The organism is Enterobacter sp. kpr-6 (assembly GCF_900116015.1).
In the GTDB taxonomy this organism is placed as follows: domain Bacteria; phylum Pseudomonadota; class Gammaproteobacteria; order Enterobacterales; family Enterobacteriaceae; genus Enterobacter_D.
The window spans coordinates 885268-902536 of sequence record NZ_FOYH01000002.1 but is presented as its reverse complement, the minus strand read 5'-3'; the positions used below and the strand labels follow the sequence as shown (position 1 = coordinate 902536).

Here is a 17269-nt window from a genome sequence, read left to right as displayed (position 1 = left end):
TGACCCTTTAAGGGTCCTGAAGGAACGTTGAAGACGACGACGTTGATAGGCCGGGTGTGTAAGCGCAGCGATGCGTTGAGCTAACCGGTACTAATGAACCGTGAGGCTTAACCTTACAACGCCGAAGCTGTTTTGGCGTGATTTGAGACAATTTTCAGCTCTGATACAGATACCATCAACAGGTCACAGGACGTGTTGATAACAGAATTTGCCTGGCGGCACTAGCGCGGCGGTCCCACCTGACCCCATGCCGAACTCAGAAGTGAAACGCCGTAGCGCCGATGGTAGTGTGGGGTCTCCCCATGCGAGAGTAGGGAACTGCCAGGCATCAAATTGCAGTAAACCGGAGGCACTAATCCGGTCGTGACAAAGAAATTCGGTGGAGCGGTAGTTCAGTCGGTTAGAATACCTGCCTGTCACGCAGGGGGTCGCGGGTTCGAGTCCCGTCCGTTCCGCCACTTATTAAGAAAGCCGTACCTCTCACGAGGTACGGCTTTTTTGTGTTTTAAGACGTCCTTCTACTATGAAACTGTTCCTTTACCTGCTCAGTCCGATGATGGAAGCGCTCGATGACGTAGGTAAACAGCGGTGATCGTGACTGCCAGACCCGGATACCATTAATTGGCTCAAGGCGGGAAAATATCTTCGCCGCCTTAAGTGCATCATATTGTTAATTCTGGCCTTTTTTTACATGTTCACTTAAAAAATCGATAAAAGCGCGGATGCGGGTACTGACCGCCCGGTCGCTGTAATACACGGCACTAAAAGGCATTTCTACGGGCAGGCGTTTATCGGCCAGCACTTCAACCAGTTCACCGCTCGCCATTTCATTATCGATCATATAGTCAGATAAACAGGCGATGCCGTTACCGTTAAGGCAGAGCTGTTTCAGCGTTTCACCGCTGTTAGATGATATGTCGGAATTAATCTCATACAGTTGCCCGTCACGACAGGCTAATGGCCAGGTATTCAGAGAGGCCGGTTCTGTAAAGCCCAGACAGGTGTGCTGCGCCAGATCCTCCACCGTCGTGGGTGTACCGTGAAGTGAAAGATACTCCGGTGAAGCAATGATCCGTCGGTAGCTGCTAAATAGAGGGCGGGCACGCAGGCTGGAATCGGTCAACTGACCGACGCGGATTGCGACGTCAACTTTACGCTCAATCAGATTGATAAAGGTTTCAGAAGATACCAGCGACAGGGTCATTTCCGGGTAACGTTCACGGAAAGGCCGAATAAGCGGCATCAAATAATGCAGGATAACAGGCGTGGCGGCATCAATCCGCAGTAATCCGCGCGGAGCGAGGCGCGTTTCGATGATTTCATTTTCCGCCGCCGCCATTTCCTGCAAAATCACCTGAACGCGGCGAAAATAACGCTCGCCTTCTTCTGTCAGACTAAGCTGGCGGGTGGTGCGGTTGAGCAGGCTGACACCGAGCTTCATTTCCAGTTTTTTAACGGCCCGACTTACGGCGGAATTTGCCTGACCAAGTTGCTCTGCAGCCCGGCTGAAACTGCCGCTCTCCACTACGGCTACGAAGATAGCCAGCTCTTCTGATGTCGCTTTCATTATTGCCCCAATTGCAATTCAGACAGGTTATTTTAAGCAATATTGTTAATTAATCATCCTTCATTCTGGATGATTTACCGAATGGCGTTGAAAGTGTGCGCTAAAATCCCTATAACTGAAGAGCTGCCGTCAAAGAGGTTTGAAGCTGAAGTGCGAAAAAATACCTATGCCATGCGCTATATAGCAGGACAACCCGCGGAGCGAATTTTGCCGCCGGGGTCGTATGCGACTATCGGCCAGGCATTACCTGCCGGAGCACCCTTAAGTAGTGAAGATAAAATCCGCGTACTGGTGTGGAACATCTTCAAACAGCAGCGCGCTGAATGGCTGTCGGTGCTGCAAAGTTTTGGTAAGGATGCTCATCTGGTTCTGTTGCAGGAAGCGCAAACGACGCCCGAGCTGGTGCGGTTTGCAACCACCAATTATCTGGCTGCCGACCAGGTTCCTGCTTTCGTACTGCCTCAGCATCCCTCTGGCGTCATGACGCTCTCCTCCGCCCATCCGGTTTATTGCTGCCCGTTACGCGAGCGCGAGCCTATTTTACGGCTGGCAAAATCTGCGCTGGTAACGGTCTATCCGCTGCCGGATACCCGCTTGCTGATGGTCGTTAACGTTCATGCAGTCAACTTTAGTCTGGGTGTGGATGTTTACAGCAAGCAGCTCCTGCCCATAGGCGATCAGATCGCCCGGCATAATGGCCCGGTGATTATGGCGGGTGATTTTAACGCCTGGAGCCGCCCGCGCATGAATGCGCTCTATCGCTTCTCAAGAGAGATGTCCCTGCGCCAGGTGCGTTTCACTGACGACAATCGCCGCCGTGCGTTTGGTCGCCCGCTCGATTTTATTTTTTATCGTGGTCTGAACGTGGACGAAGCATCTGTGCTGGTTACCCGCGCGTCCGACCACAACCCGCTACTCGTTGAATTCAGTCCCGGCAAACCTGACAAATAAAGGCGAGTCAGGTCTGCCGTAGGGCAGGCCTGATGAGGTGCTGCCTTTCTTTTCACTAAACCGAAGGACAACACAATGACTACGCAATCCCATCATGACAACGTCGAAAAACAGTTTGGCTCCCAGGCAAATGCCTATTTAAACAGCGCCGTACATGCGTCTGGCCGTGACCTGCAACAGCTTCGCGCACGTCTGGCGGGTTTCGATCATGCGCACGTTCTGGATATGGGATGTGGGGCAGGGCACGCCAGTTTTGCCATCGCGGGGGAAGTTGCACGCGTAACCGCCTATGATTTATCCGCGCAGATGCTGGAGGTTGTTGCGGGAGCTGCCAGAGATAAAGGGCTGAATAACGTTGATACCCAACAAGGTTACGCCGAGGCGCTGCCTTTTGCTGATGAAACGTTCGACGTCGTTATCAGCCGTTATTCTGCGCATCACTGGCATGATGTGGGTAAAGCACTGCGAGAGGTACAGCGGGTGTTAAAACCTGGCGGTGTAGTGATCATCATGGATGTGATGTCTCCGGGCCACCCTGTACGTGATATCTGGCTGCAAACGGTTGAAGCGCTGCGCGATACCTCACACGTACGCAATTATTCTTCCGGTGAGTGGCTGTCTATGATGACGGAGTCAGGGTTCATCACACGCACGCTGACGACCGATCGGCTGGTGCTGGAGTTCGCATCCTGGGTTGCACGTATGCGCACGCCACAGACGTTGTGTGACGCCATCAGACTGTATCAGGATAGCGCGTCCCGTGAGGTGAAAGAGTATTTTGAACTGCAACCGGATGGCTCTTTTACCAGCGATATCGTTATGGTCGAGGGGCAAAAAGCAGCGTAAATGAAAAAGGCACCGGAGAAATCGGTGCCTTTTTTACAGCGTTTTATGAGTCTGGCGTCGCGCTGTTTTTCACAAACAACGTGAGCTGATCGCCGGGTTGCAAATCGCCCGTACTGTCATTCCAGCGCATCACATCTTTGATGTTCACGCCGTGACGCTTGGCAATACTGGACAACGAATCACCTTTGCGAACGCGATAGGTAATGCTATCGCTGTTTTTCGCCAGCGTCTGCGCGCTGTTACCCGCACCGACGTTCAGCGTCTGACCTACTTTCAGTTTTGCACCCCGCAGACTGTTCCATTGCTGGATGTCTTTTGTGGTCACCCCAAGGCGTGTCGCAATACCTGAAAGCGTATCGCCAGAACGTACTTTATAGCTGCGGCCGATCATCGGAGTATTATCCGCGACCAACGTTGGCTGTACGGCAGCGATCTCGCCGGAAGCCAGTGATTCACGCAGTTGATCTGCGTGTTTCTGCGGAACCATTACATACTGTGGTCCGCCAGAACCGAGCGTTGAACCTTTTACGCCTGCGTTAAAGGTCTTCAGCTTGCTCACTGAAATTCCCGCCATTTCGGCCAGTTGATTCATTTCAACCGGACTACTCAATCTGACGCGCGCCAGCGCACGGCTATCATCTGTCGAAGGCAGACGAACGCCATACTTTTTGCTGTTCTTAAGAATGTCACTCAAGGCCAGCATTTTTGGCACGTAGATCTTGGTTTCCTGTGGCAGTGAAAGTGACCAAAAATCAGTCGGCTTCCCGCGTGACTTATTCACTTTCATTGCCTTCAGTACACGCCCTTCACCGCTGTTATAGGCAGCAACCGTTAACAACCAGTCGCCATCAAACATTTGGTTCAGGCGTTGCATCATGTCGAGCGCGGCCGTAGTCGACGCCACAACATCACGACGCGCATCGTAATTGCGTGTCTGCTTTAAACCATAATTACGCCCCGTGCTCGGAATGATCTGCCAGATGCCTGCGGCATTAGCGCCAGACGTCGCATGGGGGTTAAAAGCGCTCTCCACTATGGGTAGTAGTACCAGTTCCATCGGCATGTTACGTTTCTTAACTTGCCCGGCTATCCAGTACATATACGGCTCTGCCCGTAAGGTTACATCGTGGAGATAGCTCTTATTACTCAAATACTTCTGTTTCTGTTCGCGAATCCGGTCGTTTTCCGGAATTCCCATCTTTAGCTCGTCACCGATGAAAGCCCACAAGTCTTGATCCTGCGCGAGAGATGTTCCATCGTCCATCCATCGTGCTTGACTCGTAAACTTTCCTGCTTCCCCTTGACCAGCTGCAGAAAGGCTCTGTGCATGCTGTTGTACATTGCCATCGTGATTAGACGCCTGGCAACCCACAAGCAGGACAGAGGCGAGTAAAATCGCTTTTGCCTTCATGTGTGTGTGTCAATAGTTGCTTAAAAGACGAGCGATGATAACGGCGATGCCAACAGAAGACAAGTATGAGTTTTAGAAGTTATCTTTCTTTGCCCTCAACCATGCGAATCGCGCTTCAGGCTGTTGCAAATTTGTTTCTCTATTTATTACGGCAATTAAATCAGGATCTTGCGTGCGTAGAAATAAATTTATGTGCCGTTCATTTTTCAGAATTGCAGGTAAAGTCATTTCATTTTTCGCACGTAAGTCATTAACTTTATTGTAATAATCATTTATGAACGAATCGTGCGGAAGCAGGCTTTTAGCAAACTTCATATTTGCTAAAGTGTATTCATGTGCACAACAAACCAGCGTTTCCTCAGGAAGGGCATCAATCTTAAGAAAAGATTGGTACATCTGCTCTGCCGTGCCTTCAAATAGTCGACCGCAGCCTCCGGAGAACATCGTATCGCCACAAAACAGATAAGGAAAACTGAAGAAAGAGATATGTCCTAAAGTGTGACCGGGGGTGGCAAAGACGCTAAATTCATTCCCAAGTATGATAACGTTATCGCCCTCAGCAACAATCTTGGTCGCGCCCTTATTTTTCGTCTCCGCCGGACCATATACCACCAGATCGGGATAGTGTTGCAGCAGTTCTTTAACGCCTCCTACGTGATCGTTGTGGTGATGGGTCAGCAGGATGGCTTCAGGTTGCCAGTGATTTTTCTTGATGGCAGTAAGGACTGGCGCGGCTTCGCCAGGATCGACAATCAGGCAGCGGCCTTCATCATTACTCAACACCCAGATGTAGTTATCCTGGAAGGCAGAAATACTGTTAAGATTCATATATTACCTCTCAAAGCGTAGCGGAAGGTTGTGATGAAACCGGCAAGGATAACCCAGGCGTTCAACGCGCCCGAGCATTGGGCTGACGTTCCCGGCGGAGAGCGTTATCGCGACGCGCTGGAACAGCAGTTGAAACCATGGCTGGCGAAAATCTATGGCTTTCACTTACTTAAGATCGGCAATCTCAGCGCGGAAATCAATGCCGAAAGTTGCGCTATTTCACATCAGGTCAATGTCTCCCTGCAAGGCGAAGGTCTGCAGGTAAAGGCCGATCCGCTTCATCTTCCCTTTGCTGATAAATCAGTGGATGCCTGCTTACTGGCTCACACGCAGACCTGGTGTCAGGATCCGCATCGTTTATTGCGCGAGGCTGACCGGGTGCTGATCGATGACGGATGGTTGATTTTAAGTGGATTTAATCCGGTAAGTTTGCTGGGCTTGCGTAAGACGATCCCTTTTAAACGGAAATCTCCGCTTTATAAGAGCCGCATGTTTACCCTGCGGCGGCAGCTTGACTGGCTATCGTTACTGAATTTTGAAGTGCTGCATTACAGCGGCTTCCATGTTATTCCATGGACAAAGCAGGGGGGCAAAATGCTGGGTACGCATCTGCCTGCCCTCGGCTGCATGCAGCTCATTGTCGCGCGTAAAAGAACCATCCCGCTGACGCTAAATCCCATGAAGCAGAGTAAAGCCAAGGCCCGCGTGAGGCAGGCCGTGGGAGCCACGCGTCAATACCGTAAACCCTGATCAGGCGTCCGGCTGATAACCGACATCTTCCTGAGTTGGATTCATGGCCGCGGTACGCGCCAGTTCATCGCAGCGTTCATTCTCAGGATGGCCTGCGTGGCCTTTAACCCATTCCCATTTGATTTCATGCTGTCCCAGCGCGGCATCCAGTCGTTTCCACAGATCGACATTTTTAACCGGCTTTTTCTCTGCCGTTTTCCAGCCGCGCTTCTTCCAGTTATGGATCCACTGGGTAATGCCCTGACGCACATACTGGCTGTCAGTGCTCAGTACCACTTCACAATGCTCTTTTAAGGCTTCAAGCGAGACGATGGCTGCCATCAGTTCCATGCGGTTATTGGTCGTGAGCCGGTAGCCTTCGCTAAAGGTTCTTTCATGCCCGCGATAACGTAAGATGGCACCATAACCACCCGGTCCTGGATTCCCAAGGCAAGATCCATCGGTGAAAATTTCTACCTGTTTAAGCATCTCTGGTAGACTTCCTGTAATTGAAACGATCAGTAAAACGACAAGTCTGACATAAATGACCGACATGAGCACTGCTATTACACGACAGATCGTCCTGGATACCGAAACCACCGGTATGAACCAGATTGGCGTTCATTACGAAGGACATAAGATTATTGAGATCGGCGCGGTTGAGGTCATCAACCGGCGTCTGACCGGCAATAACTTCCACGTCTATCTGAAGCCCGATCGTCTCGTTGACCCGGAAGCCTTTGGCGTTCACGGCATAGCCGATGAATTCCTGCTGGATAAGCCTGTCTTTGCCGATATTGCTGATGATTTTATCGAATATATTCAGGGCGCTGAGCTGGTCATCCATAACGCGTCGTTCGATATCGGCTTTATGGATTATGAATTTGCCAAACTAAATCGTGGGATCCCCAAAACCGAGACGTTTTGTAAGATCACCGATAGCCTGGCGATGGCGCGAAGAATGTTTCCCGGCAAGCGAAACAGCCTTGATGCGCTCTGCTCACGTTATGAGATAGATAACAGCAAGCGAACGCTGCACGGGGCGCTTCTCGACTCCCAAATTCTGGCGGACGTCTTCCTGTTAATGACGGGCGGTCAAACCTCCATGGCGTTTTCCATGGAAGGTGAAAACCAACAGCGCCAGGACGATACGGGCATTCAGCGTATTGTTCGTCAGGCCAGCAAACTTCGTGTGGTGAAGGCCTGCGATGAAGAGCTTATGGCGCATGAGTCACGGCTTGATTTAATCCAGAAGAAAGGTGGCAGTTGCCTGTGGCGCGCCTGAGCACAAAGAAATGATGTAAATTAAAGCGTTTGGGTGGATTTTGCAGCAACCAGTTAAAAACCGAAGAAAAAGCGTTGACGCCATGCAAGGCAATCCGTAATATTCGCCTCGTTCCCACGGGAACAGAGGAGCGGTAGTTCAGTCGGTTAGAATACCTGCCTGTCACGCAGGGGGTCGCGGGTTCGAGTCCCGTCCGTTCCGCCACTATTCAAAAAGCCTGAATCAGCAATGATTCAGGCTTTTGTCGTTTTTACGTCTGTACACCGGGGTAGGGCGACACGGGACCTGTTCCCTCTCCACCCGGGAGAGGGGTCAGGAAATCACTCCAGCGTAAATCCGTCCGCATCCTGCCATGCCGGGAATTTCTCGCGGTACTCTTTCAGCGCCGTTAACGACAGTTCTGCGTCAATGCGCGTCGCCTGGTGCGGCTCAGCGGTGGCTAAGATCTCCCCCTGCGGTGTGACGATCCGGCTGTCGCCCCGATAGTGATGCCCGTTGCCGTCAGTGCCGACACGGTTGCAGCCTGCCACATACGCCAGATTCTCAATCGCACGGGCAACCAGCAGCGACTGCCAGTGCAGCGAGCGCGGGGCAGGCCAGTTTGCGACGTACAGCGCCAGGTCATAATCATCGCGATTGCGCGACCAGACCGGGAAGCGCAGGTCGTAACAGACCTGCGGCAGGATCCGCCAGCCGCGCCATTCAAACACCACGCGCTCCGTGCCCGCTTTATAGTGATGATGCTCGTCCGCCATGCGGAACAGGTGACGTTTATCGTAGTGATGAACCTTTCCGTCCGGCTCGACCAGCAGAAAACGGTTCACCGCGCCGGCGTCGGTTTGCAGCGCTGCGCTACCGGCGATCAGTGCGTTGGTCTGGCGGGCTTTCGTCTGCATCCAGGTCACCACGTTATCCTGCGACAGGGACTGCTGTGCGGCTTCCATCGCAAAGCCGGTAGTAAACATCTCCGGCAAAACGATAATGTCGCGCCCGGTAATCTCTTCCAGTTGGCGATCAAAATGACGCAGGTTGGCCGGGCCATCCATCCATACCAGCGGTTGTTGTAACAACGTAATTTTCAGACCAGGCACAGTCATTCTCCCCGTTTAACAGCTTTTTCTCACTGTAGCACGGGAAAACGGGAATGTGTTGGCAATAAAAAACCCCGCGCGAGGCGGGGTTTGCAGGCGGTCAAAAAGCGTTACGCGGCTTCGATTTCACGCACGTTAGAAGGCGGTGCTGGCGACTTTACCGGCTGTGTCGCCAGTGCTTCAGGTTCGAAGTCATCGACGTTAATACTGCGCAGACGGCTTTCTTCCGCACGGGTCAGGATCTCCGCTTCATCAGCGCTGATAATGCCTTTCGCCAGCGCGTCGTGCGCCATTTCATCCAGACGGGTGAACGGCAGATTGCGGCCTGCTTCTTTGCAGATACGCTGGTGGATCGGATCGGCAGCCATCACGTCCCGCAGTGCTTCTTCCAGCAGACCCACCGGGTTATGTTCGCTCGGGGTCAGATACTGGCCGCGCCCGATGCGTGAGCGGGTAGCACATGGCGTTTGCAGGATCTTCGCCACTTTGTGATCCAGCTTGTCCGACGGCGCAAAGTAGTGGCGACCGGTCGGGAAGATCACCACTTTCAGCAGCCCGGCCACCGCGCGGTTCGGGAAGTTTGCCAGCAGATCGTCCATCGCCTGTTCCGCTTTATACAGCGCATCCTGCACGCCCCAGTGTACCAGCGGCAGATCGGCTTCGTGGCGGCCTTCGTCGTCGTAGCGTTTTAGTACCGCCGAGGCGAGGAAGATCTGGCTCAGAATATCGCCCAGGCGCGCGGAAATACGTTCGCGGCGTTTGAGGCTGCCACCGAGCACGGCCATCGATACGTCCGACAGCAGCGCAAGGTTGGCGCTCAGGCGGTTCAGATGCTGATAGTAACGTTTGGTCGCATCGCTGGTGGGCGTGGCGCTGGTCAGGCCGCGCGTCAGGCCGAGCCAGAAGCTGCGCACTTTATTGCTACCAACGTGACCGATGTGTTTAAACAGCAGTTTATCGAAGGCATTCAGATCGTTATTCTGCGCGGCAGCCATCTCATCCAGCACATACGGATGGCAGCGGATCGCGCCCTGGCCGAAAATCATCATGCTGCGGGTGAGGATATTCGCCCCTTCCACGGTGATGGCAATCGGTGAGCCCTGATAGCTGCGGGCGAGGAAGTTGCTGTCGCCCAGCATAATGCCTTTGCCACCTGCGATATCCATGGCATCAATGATTGATTGCTGGCCCCGGTGGGTACAGTGATATTTCACAATCGCCGACAGCACCGCCGGTTTTTCACCGAGCATAATCCCATAGGTAATCAACGAGGCGGCCGCATCCATCACATAGGCGTTACCGGCGATGCGCGCCAGCGGCTCTTCGATCCCTTCCATTTTACCGATCGCTACTTTGAACTGGCGACGAATGTGCGCATACGCGCCAATCCCCATCGCCACCGACTTCAGGCCGCCTGTGGAGTTAGACGGCAGCGTAATGCCACGGCCCACGGAGAGGCATTCCACCAGCATCCGCCAGCCCTGACCGGCCATTTTCGGCCCGCCAATGATGTAATCGATAGGCACAAAAATGTCTTTGCCGCGCGTCGGACCGTTCTGGAACGGCACGTTCAGCGGGAAGTGGCGACGGCCAATTTCCACGCCCGGCGTACTGGTGGGGATCAGGGCGCAGGTGATGCCCAGGTCTTCCTGGTCACCGAGCAGTTTTTCAGGATCGGAGAGTTTAAACGCCAGGCCCAGCACGGTCGCGATAGGGGCCAGCGTAATGTAGCGTTTGTTCCAGGTCAGGCGCATACCGAGCACCTGCTCGCCCTGCCAGTCGCCCATGCAGACGATGCCGGTATCCGGGATTGCGCCCGCGTCCGAACCCGCTTCCGGGCTGGTCAATGCAAAGCAGGGGATTTCCTGTCCACGCGCCAGGCGCGGCAGATAGTGATTTTTCTGTTCTTCAGTACCGTAATGCTGCAACAGCTCACCCGGTCCTAAAGAGTTCGGCACGCCCACGGTGATGGACAGAATGCCGGAAACGCCGGAGAGTTTTTGCAGCACGCGGGATTGCGCGTAAGCCGAGAACTCCAGACCGCCGTACTCTTTTTTGATAATCATCGCAAAGAAGCGGTGCTCTTTCAGATACGCCCACAGCTCCGGCGGCAGGTCAGCCAGCTCGTGCGTGATCTGGAAATCATTCGCCATGCGGCAGGCTTCTTCCACCGGGCCGTCAATAAAGGCCTGCTCTTCGGCGGTCAGCTTCGGCTGCGGGTAGTTATGCAGTTTTTTCCAGTCCGGGTTGCCCTGGAACAGATCGCCTTCCCACCAGGTGGTGCCCGCATCAATGGCTTCTTTTTCAGTGCGCGACATCGGCGGCATCACTTTACGGAAGCTACGAAATGCAGGCGCAGAAATCATCGACTTACGCATCGCAGGCACGTTAAACGGCACCAGAATAATAGCCAGCGGGACCAGCACCCAGATTGACCACAGCCCGGCAGCACCCAGCGCTGCGGTCCAGGCCAGCAAAATAGCACTGCTCAAAAGCAAACCGACCCGGTGATAAAACAGCACACCGAGCAGAACAACCGTGGCGATAATACTCAAAATCATCATAAAGAATTGCTCCCTGTCTTGTAGGAGGTCTGACCACTTGTGATGATATGGTTGTAGTGTATGCCATTTTATTTAGCAATGTGTTTACAAGATAATTACAACCTGGTTCACATTGTTGGCAGTGATAACCGCACGTTAATCGAAAACTCCCGGTGATAAGTAAGGCTTCTGCTTCTCGCCTGAAACGCTATCCGGTACACTGCGGCATGTTATTTACCTCCATTCTGAAGGATATCCTCATGTACCAGGATCTGATTCGTAACGAACTGAACGAAGCGGCGGAAACGCTGGCGAATTTTCTGAAAGATGAAGCCAATATTCACGCTATTCAGCGCGCGGCGGTTCTGCTGGCAGACAGCTTTAAAGCCGGTGGCAAGGTGCTCTCCTGCGGTAACGGCGGCTCGCACTGCGACGCCATGCATTTTGCCGAAGAGTTAACCGGGCGCTACCGCGAAAACCGTCCTGGCTACCCGGCGATTGCGATTTCAGACGTCAGCCACATCTCCTGCGTGGGCAACGACTTCGGCTACGATCATATTTTCTCGCGCTACGTGGAAGCGGTCGGTCGCGAAGGCGATGTGCTGCTGGGCATCTCCACTTCCGGCAATTCAGCGAACGTGATTAAAGCCGTGGCTGCCGCGCGTGAAAAGGGCATGAAAGTGATCACCCTGACCGGCAAAGACGGCGGCAAAATGGCGGGTACGGCGGATATTGAAATTCGTGTTCCGCACTTTGGTTATGCCGATCGTGTTCAGGAGATCCACATTAAAGTGATCCATATCCTGATTCAGTTGATCGAAAAAGAGATGGTTAAAGCCTGAGTTTTTCCGGGGGCGGTGCGCCCCCGCTGGTTGTGGAGGTGATGTATGTGCGAACTGCTCGGGATGAGCGCCAATGTGCCAACCGATATTTGCTTTAGTTTTACCGGGCTTGTTCAGCGCGGTGGCGGAACCGGGCCGCATAAAGACGGCTGGGGCATCACCTTTTATGAAGGCAAAGGCTGTCGCACGTTTAAAGATCCACAACCAAGCTATAACTCACCGATTGCGAAGCTGGTGCAGGATTACCCTATCAAATCCTGCTCTGTCATCGCCCACATCCGCCAGGCCAACCGTGGCGAAGTGGCGCTGGAAAACACCCATCCCTTTACCCGCGAACTGTGGGGACGCAACTGGACCTACGCGCACAACGGGCAACTCACCGGTTATAAGTCGCTTGAAACCGGTAATTTCCGCCCGGTAGGGGAGACTGACAGTGAAAAAGCGTTCTGCTGGCTGCTGCATAAACTGACGACGCGTTACCCGCGCACGCCCGGCAATATGGCGGCTGTGTTTAAATACATCGGCACGCTGGCGGCGGAATTACGCGAGAAAGGGGTGTTTAACATGCTGCTGTCAGACGGGCGCTATGTCATGGCGTACTGCTCGACCAATCTGTTCTGGATCACCCGACGCGCGCCGTTTGGCGTGGCGACGCTTTTGGATCAGGATGTGGAGATCGACTTCCAAAAAGAAACCACACCGAACGATGTGGTTTCTGTCATTGCGACGCAGCCGCTAACGGGCAACGAAACCTGGCACAAGATTATGCCAGGCGAGTGGGTCTTATTTTGCCTCGGGGAGCGTGTAGTTTGATGCCAGCTGAGGCTGGATCGCGCCGTTTTTAAGCGGCTTGCTCACCACGTAACGCCCGTCCACGACCGACACAACAGGCGGCTGATGGACGGCGGCGAAATAATCATATCCTGGCTTCAGTTGCTTCCAGAAATCCGCGTAATACGAGTTCTTGTGACGAGCCATATTGGCATCGGTCATACGGAACGGGTAAATGCTGACCTGAACGCTTTGCTGACCAAACACCAGCGCGCCGGTCACAAACTGGAAGATCTCATCAATGCCGTTATCCGTCATGGCGTAGCAGCCAACGGAGACGCAGGCACCGTGGATCATCAGGTATTTCCCTTCATAACCATGGGCGCGGTCATACGCATTCGGAAAACCGATGTTGATCGCCTTATAAAAACGGCTGTCCGGTTTTAACTGATTGCGCTGAACGTTGTAAAACCCTTCCGGGCTTTTGAAATCACCCTGACGCTGTTTTGGGCCCAGACCGCCTGAGTAGTTACAGATTTTGTAGCTATCAAGGAGTTGATACTGTTCGCCCATTTTGACGTAGAGATCGAGGGTGCGCTCTTCTTTGAAGATTTGGATGTAAACCGGCGAGCCCATCAACTGCTGTTTATATTCTTTGCTGATCGGCGTTGTTGAGCTGTTGCTGCTGAGCAGCCCGGCAAACGAGACGCACGGTATCAAAAGCATCGCAAGAAATAATGCGATTTTACGCATACTGCTGGTTCCTTGATAAAGCGGTGACCACATACATTGCCAGGACGGCAAAAGAGATCCAAATTCAGACTAATCCGGATTAGGAGCGCTCACATTAGCATCACGGTATTTTTTCGCAAGTGCCGGGAAGCGAGTTTACAATGAGATTTTTCACGTCACCAGCGCCGATGGTAACTGTTTATCTCTCTGCTAACCCTCCTGTTACATCTGCTTCTCATTTTAAGGGTGATGGCTGTATACTTATCCAGTGAAAGTGAGGGTCTGCAATGCGAAAAATAATACATGTAGATATGGACTGCTTTTTCGCGGCGGTTGAGATGCGCGATAACCCCGCGCTGCGGGATATTCCCATTGCTATTGGCGGCAGCCGCGAGCGTCGGGGGGTGATCAGCACCGCCAATTACCCGGCGCGCAAGTTTGGCGTGCGCAGCGCCATGCCGACGGCGATGGCCCTGAAGCTCTGCCCGCACCTCACGTTATTACCCGGCAGATTTGACGCCTATAAAGAAGCCTCAAACCATATCCGCGACATCTTCTCCCGCTACACCTCGCAGATTGAACCCCTCTCGCTGGATGAAGCCTATCTTGATGTCACCGACAGCGTGCACTGCCACGGTTCGGCGACGCTGATGGCGCAGGAAATCCGCCAGACCATTTATGACGAACTGAACCTGACCGCCTCAGCGGGCATTGCCCCGGTGAAGTTTCTCGCCAAAATCGCCTCCGATCTCAACAAGCCCAACGGGCAATATGTCATTACGCCTGCCGAAGTCCCGGAATTTGTGAAGACCCTGCCGCTGGCGAAAATCCCCGGCGTGGGAAAAGTCTCGGCGGCAAAGCTGGAAACGCTTGGGCTGCGCACCTGCGAAGATGTGCAAAAAGCCGATCTCGCCATGCTGCTCAAACGGTTTGGTAAGTTTGGCCGCGTGCTCTGGGAGCGCAGTCAGGGCATTGATGAGCGGGAAATTAACAGCGAACGGCTGCGCAAATCCGTCGGCGTCGAACGCACGCTGGCGGACGATATCCACGAGTGGTCTGACTGCGAAGCAATTATTGATTTTCTTTATGACGAACTGGAGCGCCGGCTGGCAAAAGTGAAGCCCGATCTGCTGATCGCCCGTCAGGGGGTGAAACTGAAATTCAATGATTTTCAGCAAACCACGCAGGAGCACGTCTGGCCACGCTTAAATAAAGAGGATTTAGTGGCTATCGCCCGGAAAACTTGGGATGAACGCCGGGGTGGACGAGGGGTGCGACTGGTGGGACTGCATGTGACGCTGCTGGATCCGCAACTGGAACGGCAACTGGTGTTGGGGTTGTAGCGGGGGTTCCCCCTCACCCTAACCCTCTCCCCAGGGGAGAGGGGGCAAATCCTCCCTCTCCATGTGGGAGAGGGTCGGGGTGAGGGGAGAGAACTTACTTCGCCGGAATCGCTTTCAGCAGTTCTGTCAGCAGGATCCAGTACTGGCCCACGCTTTCAATATGAACCTGCTCATCCGGGGAGTGCGGCCCGGTAATGGTCGGCCCAATCGACACCATATCCATCTCCGGGTATGGCTTCTTGAACAGACCGCATTCCAGACCCGCATGAATCACCTGAATGTTCGGCGTTTTATCGAACAGGCGCTGATACGTCTCACGCACCAGATGCATCACCGGTGAGTTCGCATCCGGCTGCCAGCCTGGGTAGCTGCCTTTGGCGTCGGTTTTCGCGCCAGCCAGTTTGCCCAGGGAATCCAGCATGCTCACCACATACTCTTTACCGCTGTCGATAAGAGAACGGATCAGGCAGTGAATTTCCACATTGTCGTCAGTCATGGTCACAACGCCAACGTTCAGCGAGGTTTCCACCACGCCTTTGGCCACGTCAGAATTGCGGATCACGCCGTTCGGGGTCGCATTGAGCAGGCGAACAAATGTGTCGCGAGACTGCGTGGTCAGCGCGGCTTTCTCGTTGCTGGTCGCTTCAAGCAGCACAACCAGGTTTTTCTCTTTGATCGCCAGCTCGTTTTTCAGGATTTCCTGGTAGGTGTTAACCAGCGCTTTCAGGGATTCAACCTTGTCAGCGGCAACCGCCACTGTGGAGAACGCTTCACGCGGGATCGCATTACGCAGCGTGCCGCCGTTGAAATCGACCAGACGCAGATCCAGTTCAGCCGCGTGGCCTGCCAGGAAACGCACCAGCAGTTTGTTGGCGTTGCCCAGACCCACGTGGATTTCACCACCGGAGTGACCGCCTTTCAGCCCTTTCAGGGTCAGTTTAAAGCTCTGGAAGCCAGCCGGAACCGCTTCACGCTCAAGCGGCAGATTGGCGGTAAAGTCGATGCCACCCGCGCAACCCATGTAGATTTCACCTTCTTCTTCGGAGTCGGTGTTAATCAGAATATCGGCCTGCAGCCAGTTCGCCTGCAATCCGAATGCGCCGTCCATGCCGGCTTCTTCGGTCATGGTCAGCAGCACTTCCAGCGGGCCATGTTCAACGCTGTCATCAGCCAGCACCGCAAGGGCAGATGCCATACCGATGCCGTTGTCTGCACCCAGGGTGGTGCCGCGCGCTTTAACCCACTCGCCGTCAATGTACGGCTGAATCGGATCTTTGGTGAAGTCATGCACGGTGTCGTTGTTTTTCTGCGGCACCATATCCAGATGCGCCTGTAAAACCACGGCTTTACGGTTTTCCATACCGGCAGTGGCAGGCTTACGGATCAGGATATTACCGACGCTGTCGCGCTCGGCGAAGAGGCCTTTTTCTTTCGCCCAGTCCATCACGTGCGCAGCCAGTTGCTCTTCATGATAAGACGGGTGAGGAATAGAACAGATTTTGGCAAAAATATCCCACAGCGGCTGTGGAGATAATTGAGACAGTTCAGACACGATAAGTCTCCTTGACGTAGACCCGCAAAACAGACTTACAGGTCACAGGGTTAGCGAATGAAAACAGACCACAAGTCATGCTTGTATGAAGGAGGTGAGAATACCACTTTATTACTGCTCTGGTAGTGGGATGCACGTAAAAAGCGGCGCTGATGCCCCGTAACACTGGTTTTTAGTGCGGCACCTCTCTATAATCTCGCGCAACCCATTTTCCCCTCGAACACTTTTTAAGCCTTTATTACATCGGCTGGGACACTTCACATGAGCGAAAAATACGTCGTCACCTGGGACATGTTGCAAATTCACGCGCGCAAACTGGCAGCTCGCCTGATGCCGTCAGAACAGTGGAAAGGCATCATTGCCGTTAGCCGTGGCGGTCTGGTGCCAGGCGCACTGCTGGCGCGTGAACTGGGTATTCGCCATGTTGATACCGTTTGCATCTCCAGCTACGACCACGACAATCAGCGCGAGCTGACGGTTCTTAAGCGTGCTGAAGGGGATGGCGAAGGTTTCATCGTGATCGACGATCTGGTGGATACCGGCGGTACCGCCGTTGCTATCCGCGAAATGTATCCAAAAGCGCATTTCGTAACTATTTTCGCTAAACCGGCTGGCAAACCGCTGGTTGACGATTACGTTATTGATATCCCGCAGGATACCTGGATTGAACAGCCGTGGGATATGGGCGTGGTGTTCGTTCCGCCAATCTCTGGTCGCTAATATCCTTGCACAATTTATGTCTGACAACGCCCGGTTTTGCCGGGCGTTGTTTTATTTA

Annotated in this window: 16 protein-coding genes, 2 tRNA genes and 2 rRNA genes; 12 read left to right on the top strand and 8 right to left on the bottom strand. The window is 53.5% G+C overall.

Translation table 11 applies throughout. The annotated features are described in order from the left end of the window. From BM373_RS08975 to BM373_RS08965, 3 genes are all read left to right on the top strand, one after another. A 23S ribosomal RNA gene (locus BM373_RS08975) occupies positions 1-115 on the top strand; the annotation flags it as partial. A gap of 96 nt (positions 116-211) precedes the next feature. Beyond that, a 5S ribosomal RNA gene (rrf, locus tag BM373_RS08970) occupies positions 212-327 on the top strand. A 54-nt stretch (positions 328-381) separates the two neighbouring features. Then, positions 382-458 (top strand) — tRNA-Asp (locus BM373_RS08965). 212 nt (positions 459-670) lie between these two features. Here the strand turns inward: BM373_RS08965 and yafC are convergent. After that, positions 671-1567 carry a DNA-binding transcriptional regulator YafC gene (yafC, locus tag BM373_RS08960; RefSeq protein WP_090461059.1) on the bottom strand — a complete coding sequence of 299 codons (897 nt, stop codon included), beginning with the start codon at positions 1565-1567 and terminating at the stop codon, positions 671-673. Between the two features lie 150 nt (positions 1568-1717). On the opposite strand from yafC, the gene BM373_RS08955 reads away from it, so the two are divergent. Continuing rightward, a complete protein-coding gene (locus tag BM373_RS08955) occupies positions 1718-2518 on the top strand; it encodes an endonuclease/exonuclease/phosphatase family protein (protein ID WP_090461099.1) in 801 nt (266 codons plus the stop codon). A 75-nt stretch (positions 2519-2593) separates the two neighbouring features. Beyond that, positions 2594-3364 carry a class I SAM-dependent methyltransferase gene (locus BM373_RS08950; RefSeq protein WP_090461058.1) on the top strand — a complete coding sequence of 257 codons (771 nt, stop codon included), beginning with the start codon at positions 2594-2596 and terminating at the stop codon, positions 3362-3364. Positions 3365-3407: 43 nt separating this feature from the next. Here the strand turns inward: BM373_RS08950 and mltD are convergent, their stop codons facing one another. Continuing rightward, the gene (gene mltD, locus BM373_RS08945; RefSeq protein WP_090461057.1) at positions 3408-4775 is read right to left on the bottom strand and encodes a murein transglycosylase D; all 1368 of its coding nucleotides are present in this window, start codon (positions 4773-4775) and stop codon (positions 3408-3410) included. 72 nt (positions 4776-4847) lie between these two features. After that, the gene (gene gloB / locus BM373_RS08940) at positions 4848-5603 is read right to left on the bottom strand and encodes a hydroxyacylglutathione hydrolase (protein ID WP_090461056.1); all 756 of its coding nucleotides are present in this window, start codon (positions 5601-5603) and stop codon (positions 4848-4850) included. Positions 5604-5636: 33 nt separating this feature from the next. Between gloB and BM373_RS08935 the strand changes: the two genes are divergently transcribed. After that, entirely contained in the window at positions 5637-6353 is a 717-nt protein-coding gene (locus BM373_RS08935) for a class I SAM-dependent methyltransferase (RefSeq protein WP_090461055.1), read from the top strand. Here BM373_RS08935 and rnhA read toward each other — a convergent pair whose 3' ends face one another. Then, the gene (gene rnhA / locus BM373_RS08930) at positions 6354-6821 is read right to left on the bottom strand and encodes a ribonuclease HI (protein ID WP_090461054.1); all 468 of its coding nucleotides are present in this window, start codon (positions 6819-6821) and stop codon (positions 6354-6356) included. Positions 6822-6885: 64 nt separating this feature from the next. On the opposite strand from rnhA, the gene dnaQ reads away from it, so the two are divergent. Beyond that, positions 6886-7617 carry a DNA polymerase III subunit epsilon gene (gene dnaQ, locus BM373_RS08925; protein WP_090461098.1) on the top strand — a complete coding sequence of 244 codons (732 nt, stop codon included), beginning with the start codon at positions 6886-6888 and terminating at the stop codon, positions 7615-7617. A 127-nt stretch (positions 7618-7744) separates the two neighbouring features. Further along, positions 7745-7821, top strand: a tRNA-Asp gene (locus tag BM373_RS08920). Between the two features lie 116 nt (positions 7822-7937). Here BM373_RS08920 and BM373_RS08915 read toward each other — a convergent pair. Both BM373_RS08915 and fadE read right to left on the bottom strand, forming a co-directional pair. After that, positions 7938-8708: an amidohydrolase gene (locus BM373_RS08915; RefSeq protein ID WP_090461097.1), complete on the bottom strand. Its 771-nt coding sequence runs from the start codon at positions 8706-8708 to the stop codon at positions 7938-7940. 110 nt (positions 8709-8818) lie between these two features. Continuing rightward, on the bottom strand, positions 8819-11272 hold the full coding sequence (gene fadE, locus BM373_RS08910; protein ID WP_090461053.1) for an acyl-CoA dehydrogenase FadE: 2454 nt from the start codon (positions 11270-11272) through the stop codon (positions 8819-8821). A 239-nt stretch (positions 11273-11511) separates the two neighbouring features. Here fadE and lpcA point away from each other — a divergent pair, with 239 nt between their 5' ends. Then, complete coding sequence (gene lpcA, locus BM373_RS08905; RefSeq protein WP_090461052.1) at positions 11512-12093, top strand: D-sedoheptulose 7-phosphate isomerase; 582 nt, start codon at positions 11512-11514, stop codon at positions 12091-12093. Between the two features lie 45 nt (positions 12094-12138). After that, positions 12139-12906 (top strand): class II glutamine amidotransferase, encoded by a 768-nt coding sequence (locus BM373_RS08900; RefSeq protein ID WP_090461051.1) that lies wholly within the window; start codon positions 12139-12141, stop codon positions 12904-12906. Here BM373_RS08900 and dpaA read toward each other — a convergent pair. Continuing rightward, positions 12877-13617: a peptidoglycan meso-diaminopimelic acid protein amidase gene (dpaA, locus tag BM373_RS08895; protein WP_090461050.1), complete on the bottom strand. Its 741-nt coding sequence runs from the start codon at positions 13615-13617 to the stop codon at positions 12877-12879. The genes BM373_RS08900 and dpaA overlap by 30 nt on opposite strands. Before the next feature lie 266 nt (positions 13618-13883). Here dpaA and dinB point away from each other — a divergent pair, with 266 nt between their 5' ends. Beyond that, complete coding sequence (dinB, locus tag BM373_RS08890; RefSeq protein WP_090461049.1) at positions 13884-14939, top strand: DNA polymerase IV; 1056 nt, start codon at positions 13884-13886, stop codon at positions 14937-14939. A gap of 94 nt (positions 14940-15033) precedes the next feature. Here the strand turns inward: dinB and pepD are convergent, their stop codons facing one another. Continuing rightward, positions 15034-16491: a cytosol nonspecific dipeptidase gene (gene pepD, locus BM373_RS08885; RefSeq protein WP_090461048.1), complete on the bottom strand. Its 1458-nt coding sequence runs from the start codon at positions 16489-16491 to the stop codon at positions 15034-15036. A gap of 261 nt (positions 16492-16752) precedes the next feature. On the opposite strand from pepD, the gene gpt reads away from it, so the two are divergent. After that, complete coding sequence (gene gpt, locus BM373_RS08880) at positions 16753-17211, top strand: xanthine phosphoribosyltransferase (RefSeq protein ID WP_040077024.1); 459 nt, start codon at positions 16753-16755, stop codon at positions 17209-17211. Positions 17212-17269 lie beyond the last annotated feature (58 nt).

What these genes read in the sequence shown, in the direction of transcription:
- yafC (WP_090461059.1), bottom strand. Translation starts at nt 1,567, where the DNA reads ATGAAAGCGACATCAGAAGAGCTGGCTATCTTCGTAGCCGTAGTGGAG.
- BM373_RS08950 (WP_090461058.1), top strand. Translation starts at nt 2,594, where the DNA reads ATGACTACGCAATCCCATCATGACAACGTCGAAAAACAGTTTGGCTCC.
- mltD (WP_090461057.1), bottom strand. Translation starts at nt 4,775, where the DNA reads ATGAAGGCAAAAGCGATTTTACTCGCCTCTGTCCTGCTTGTGGGTTGC.
- gloB (WP_090461056.1), bottom strand. Translation starts at nt 5,603, where the DNA reads ATGAATCTTAACAGTATTTCTGCCTTCCAGGATAACTACATCTGGGTG.
- BM373_RS08935 (WP_090461055.1), top strand. Translation starts at nt 5,637, where the DNA reads ATGAAACCGGCAAGGATAACCCAGGCGTTCAACGCGCCCGAGCATTGG.
- rnhA (WP_090461054.1), bottom strand. Translation starts at nt 6,821, where the DNA reads ATGCTTAAACAGGTAGAAATTTTCACCGATGGATCTTGCCTTGGGAAT.
- dnaQ (WP_090461098.1), top strand. Translation starts at nt 6,886, where the DNA reads ATGAGCACTGCTATTACACGACAGATCGTCCTGGATACCGAAACCACC.
- fadE (WP_090461053.1), bottom strand. Translation starts at nt 11,272, where the DNA reads ATGATGATTTTGAGTATTATCGCCACGGTTGTTCTGCTCGGTGTGCTG.
- lpcA (WP_090461052.1), top strand. Translation starts at nt 11,512, where the DNA reads ATGTACCAGGATCTGATTCGTAACGAACTGAACGAAGCGGCGGAAACG.
- BM373_RS08900 (WP_090461051.1), top strand. Translation starts at nt 12,139, where the DNA reads ATGTGCGAACTGCTCGGGATGAGCGCCAATGTGCCAACCGATATTTGC.
- dpaA (WP_090461050.1), bottom strand. Translation starts at nt 13,617, where the DNA reads ATGCGTAAAATCGCATTATTTCTTGCGATGCTTTTGATACCGTGCGTC.
- dinB (WP_090461049.1), top strand. Translation starts at nt 13,884, where the DNA reads ATGCGAAAAATAATACATGTAGATATGGACTGCTTTTTCGCGGCGGTT.
- gpt (WP_040077024.1), top strand. Translation starts at nt 16,753, where the DNA reads ATGAGCGAAAAATACGTCGTCACCTGGGACATGTTGCAAATTCACGCG.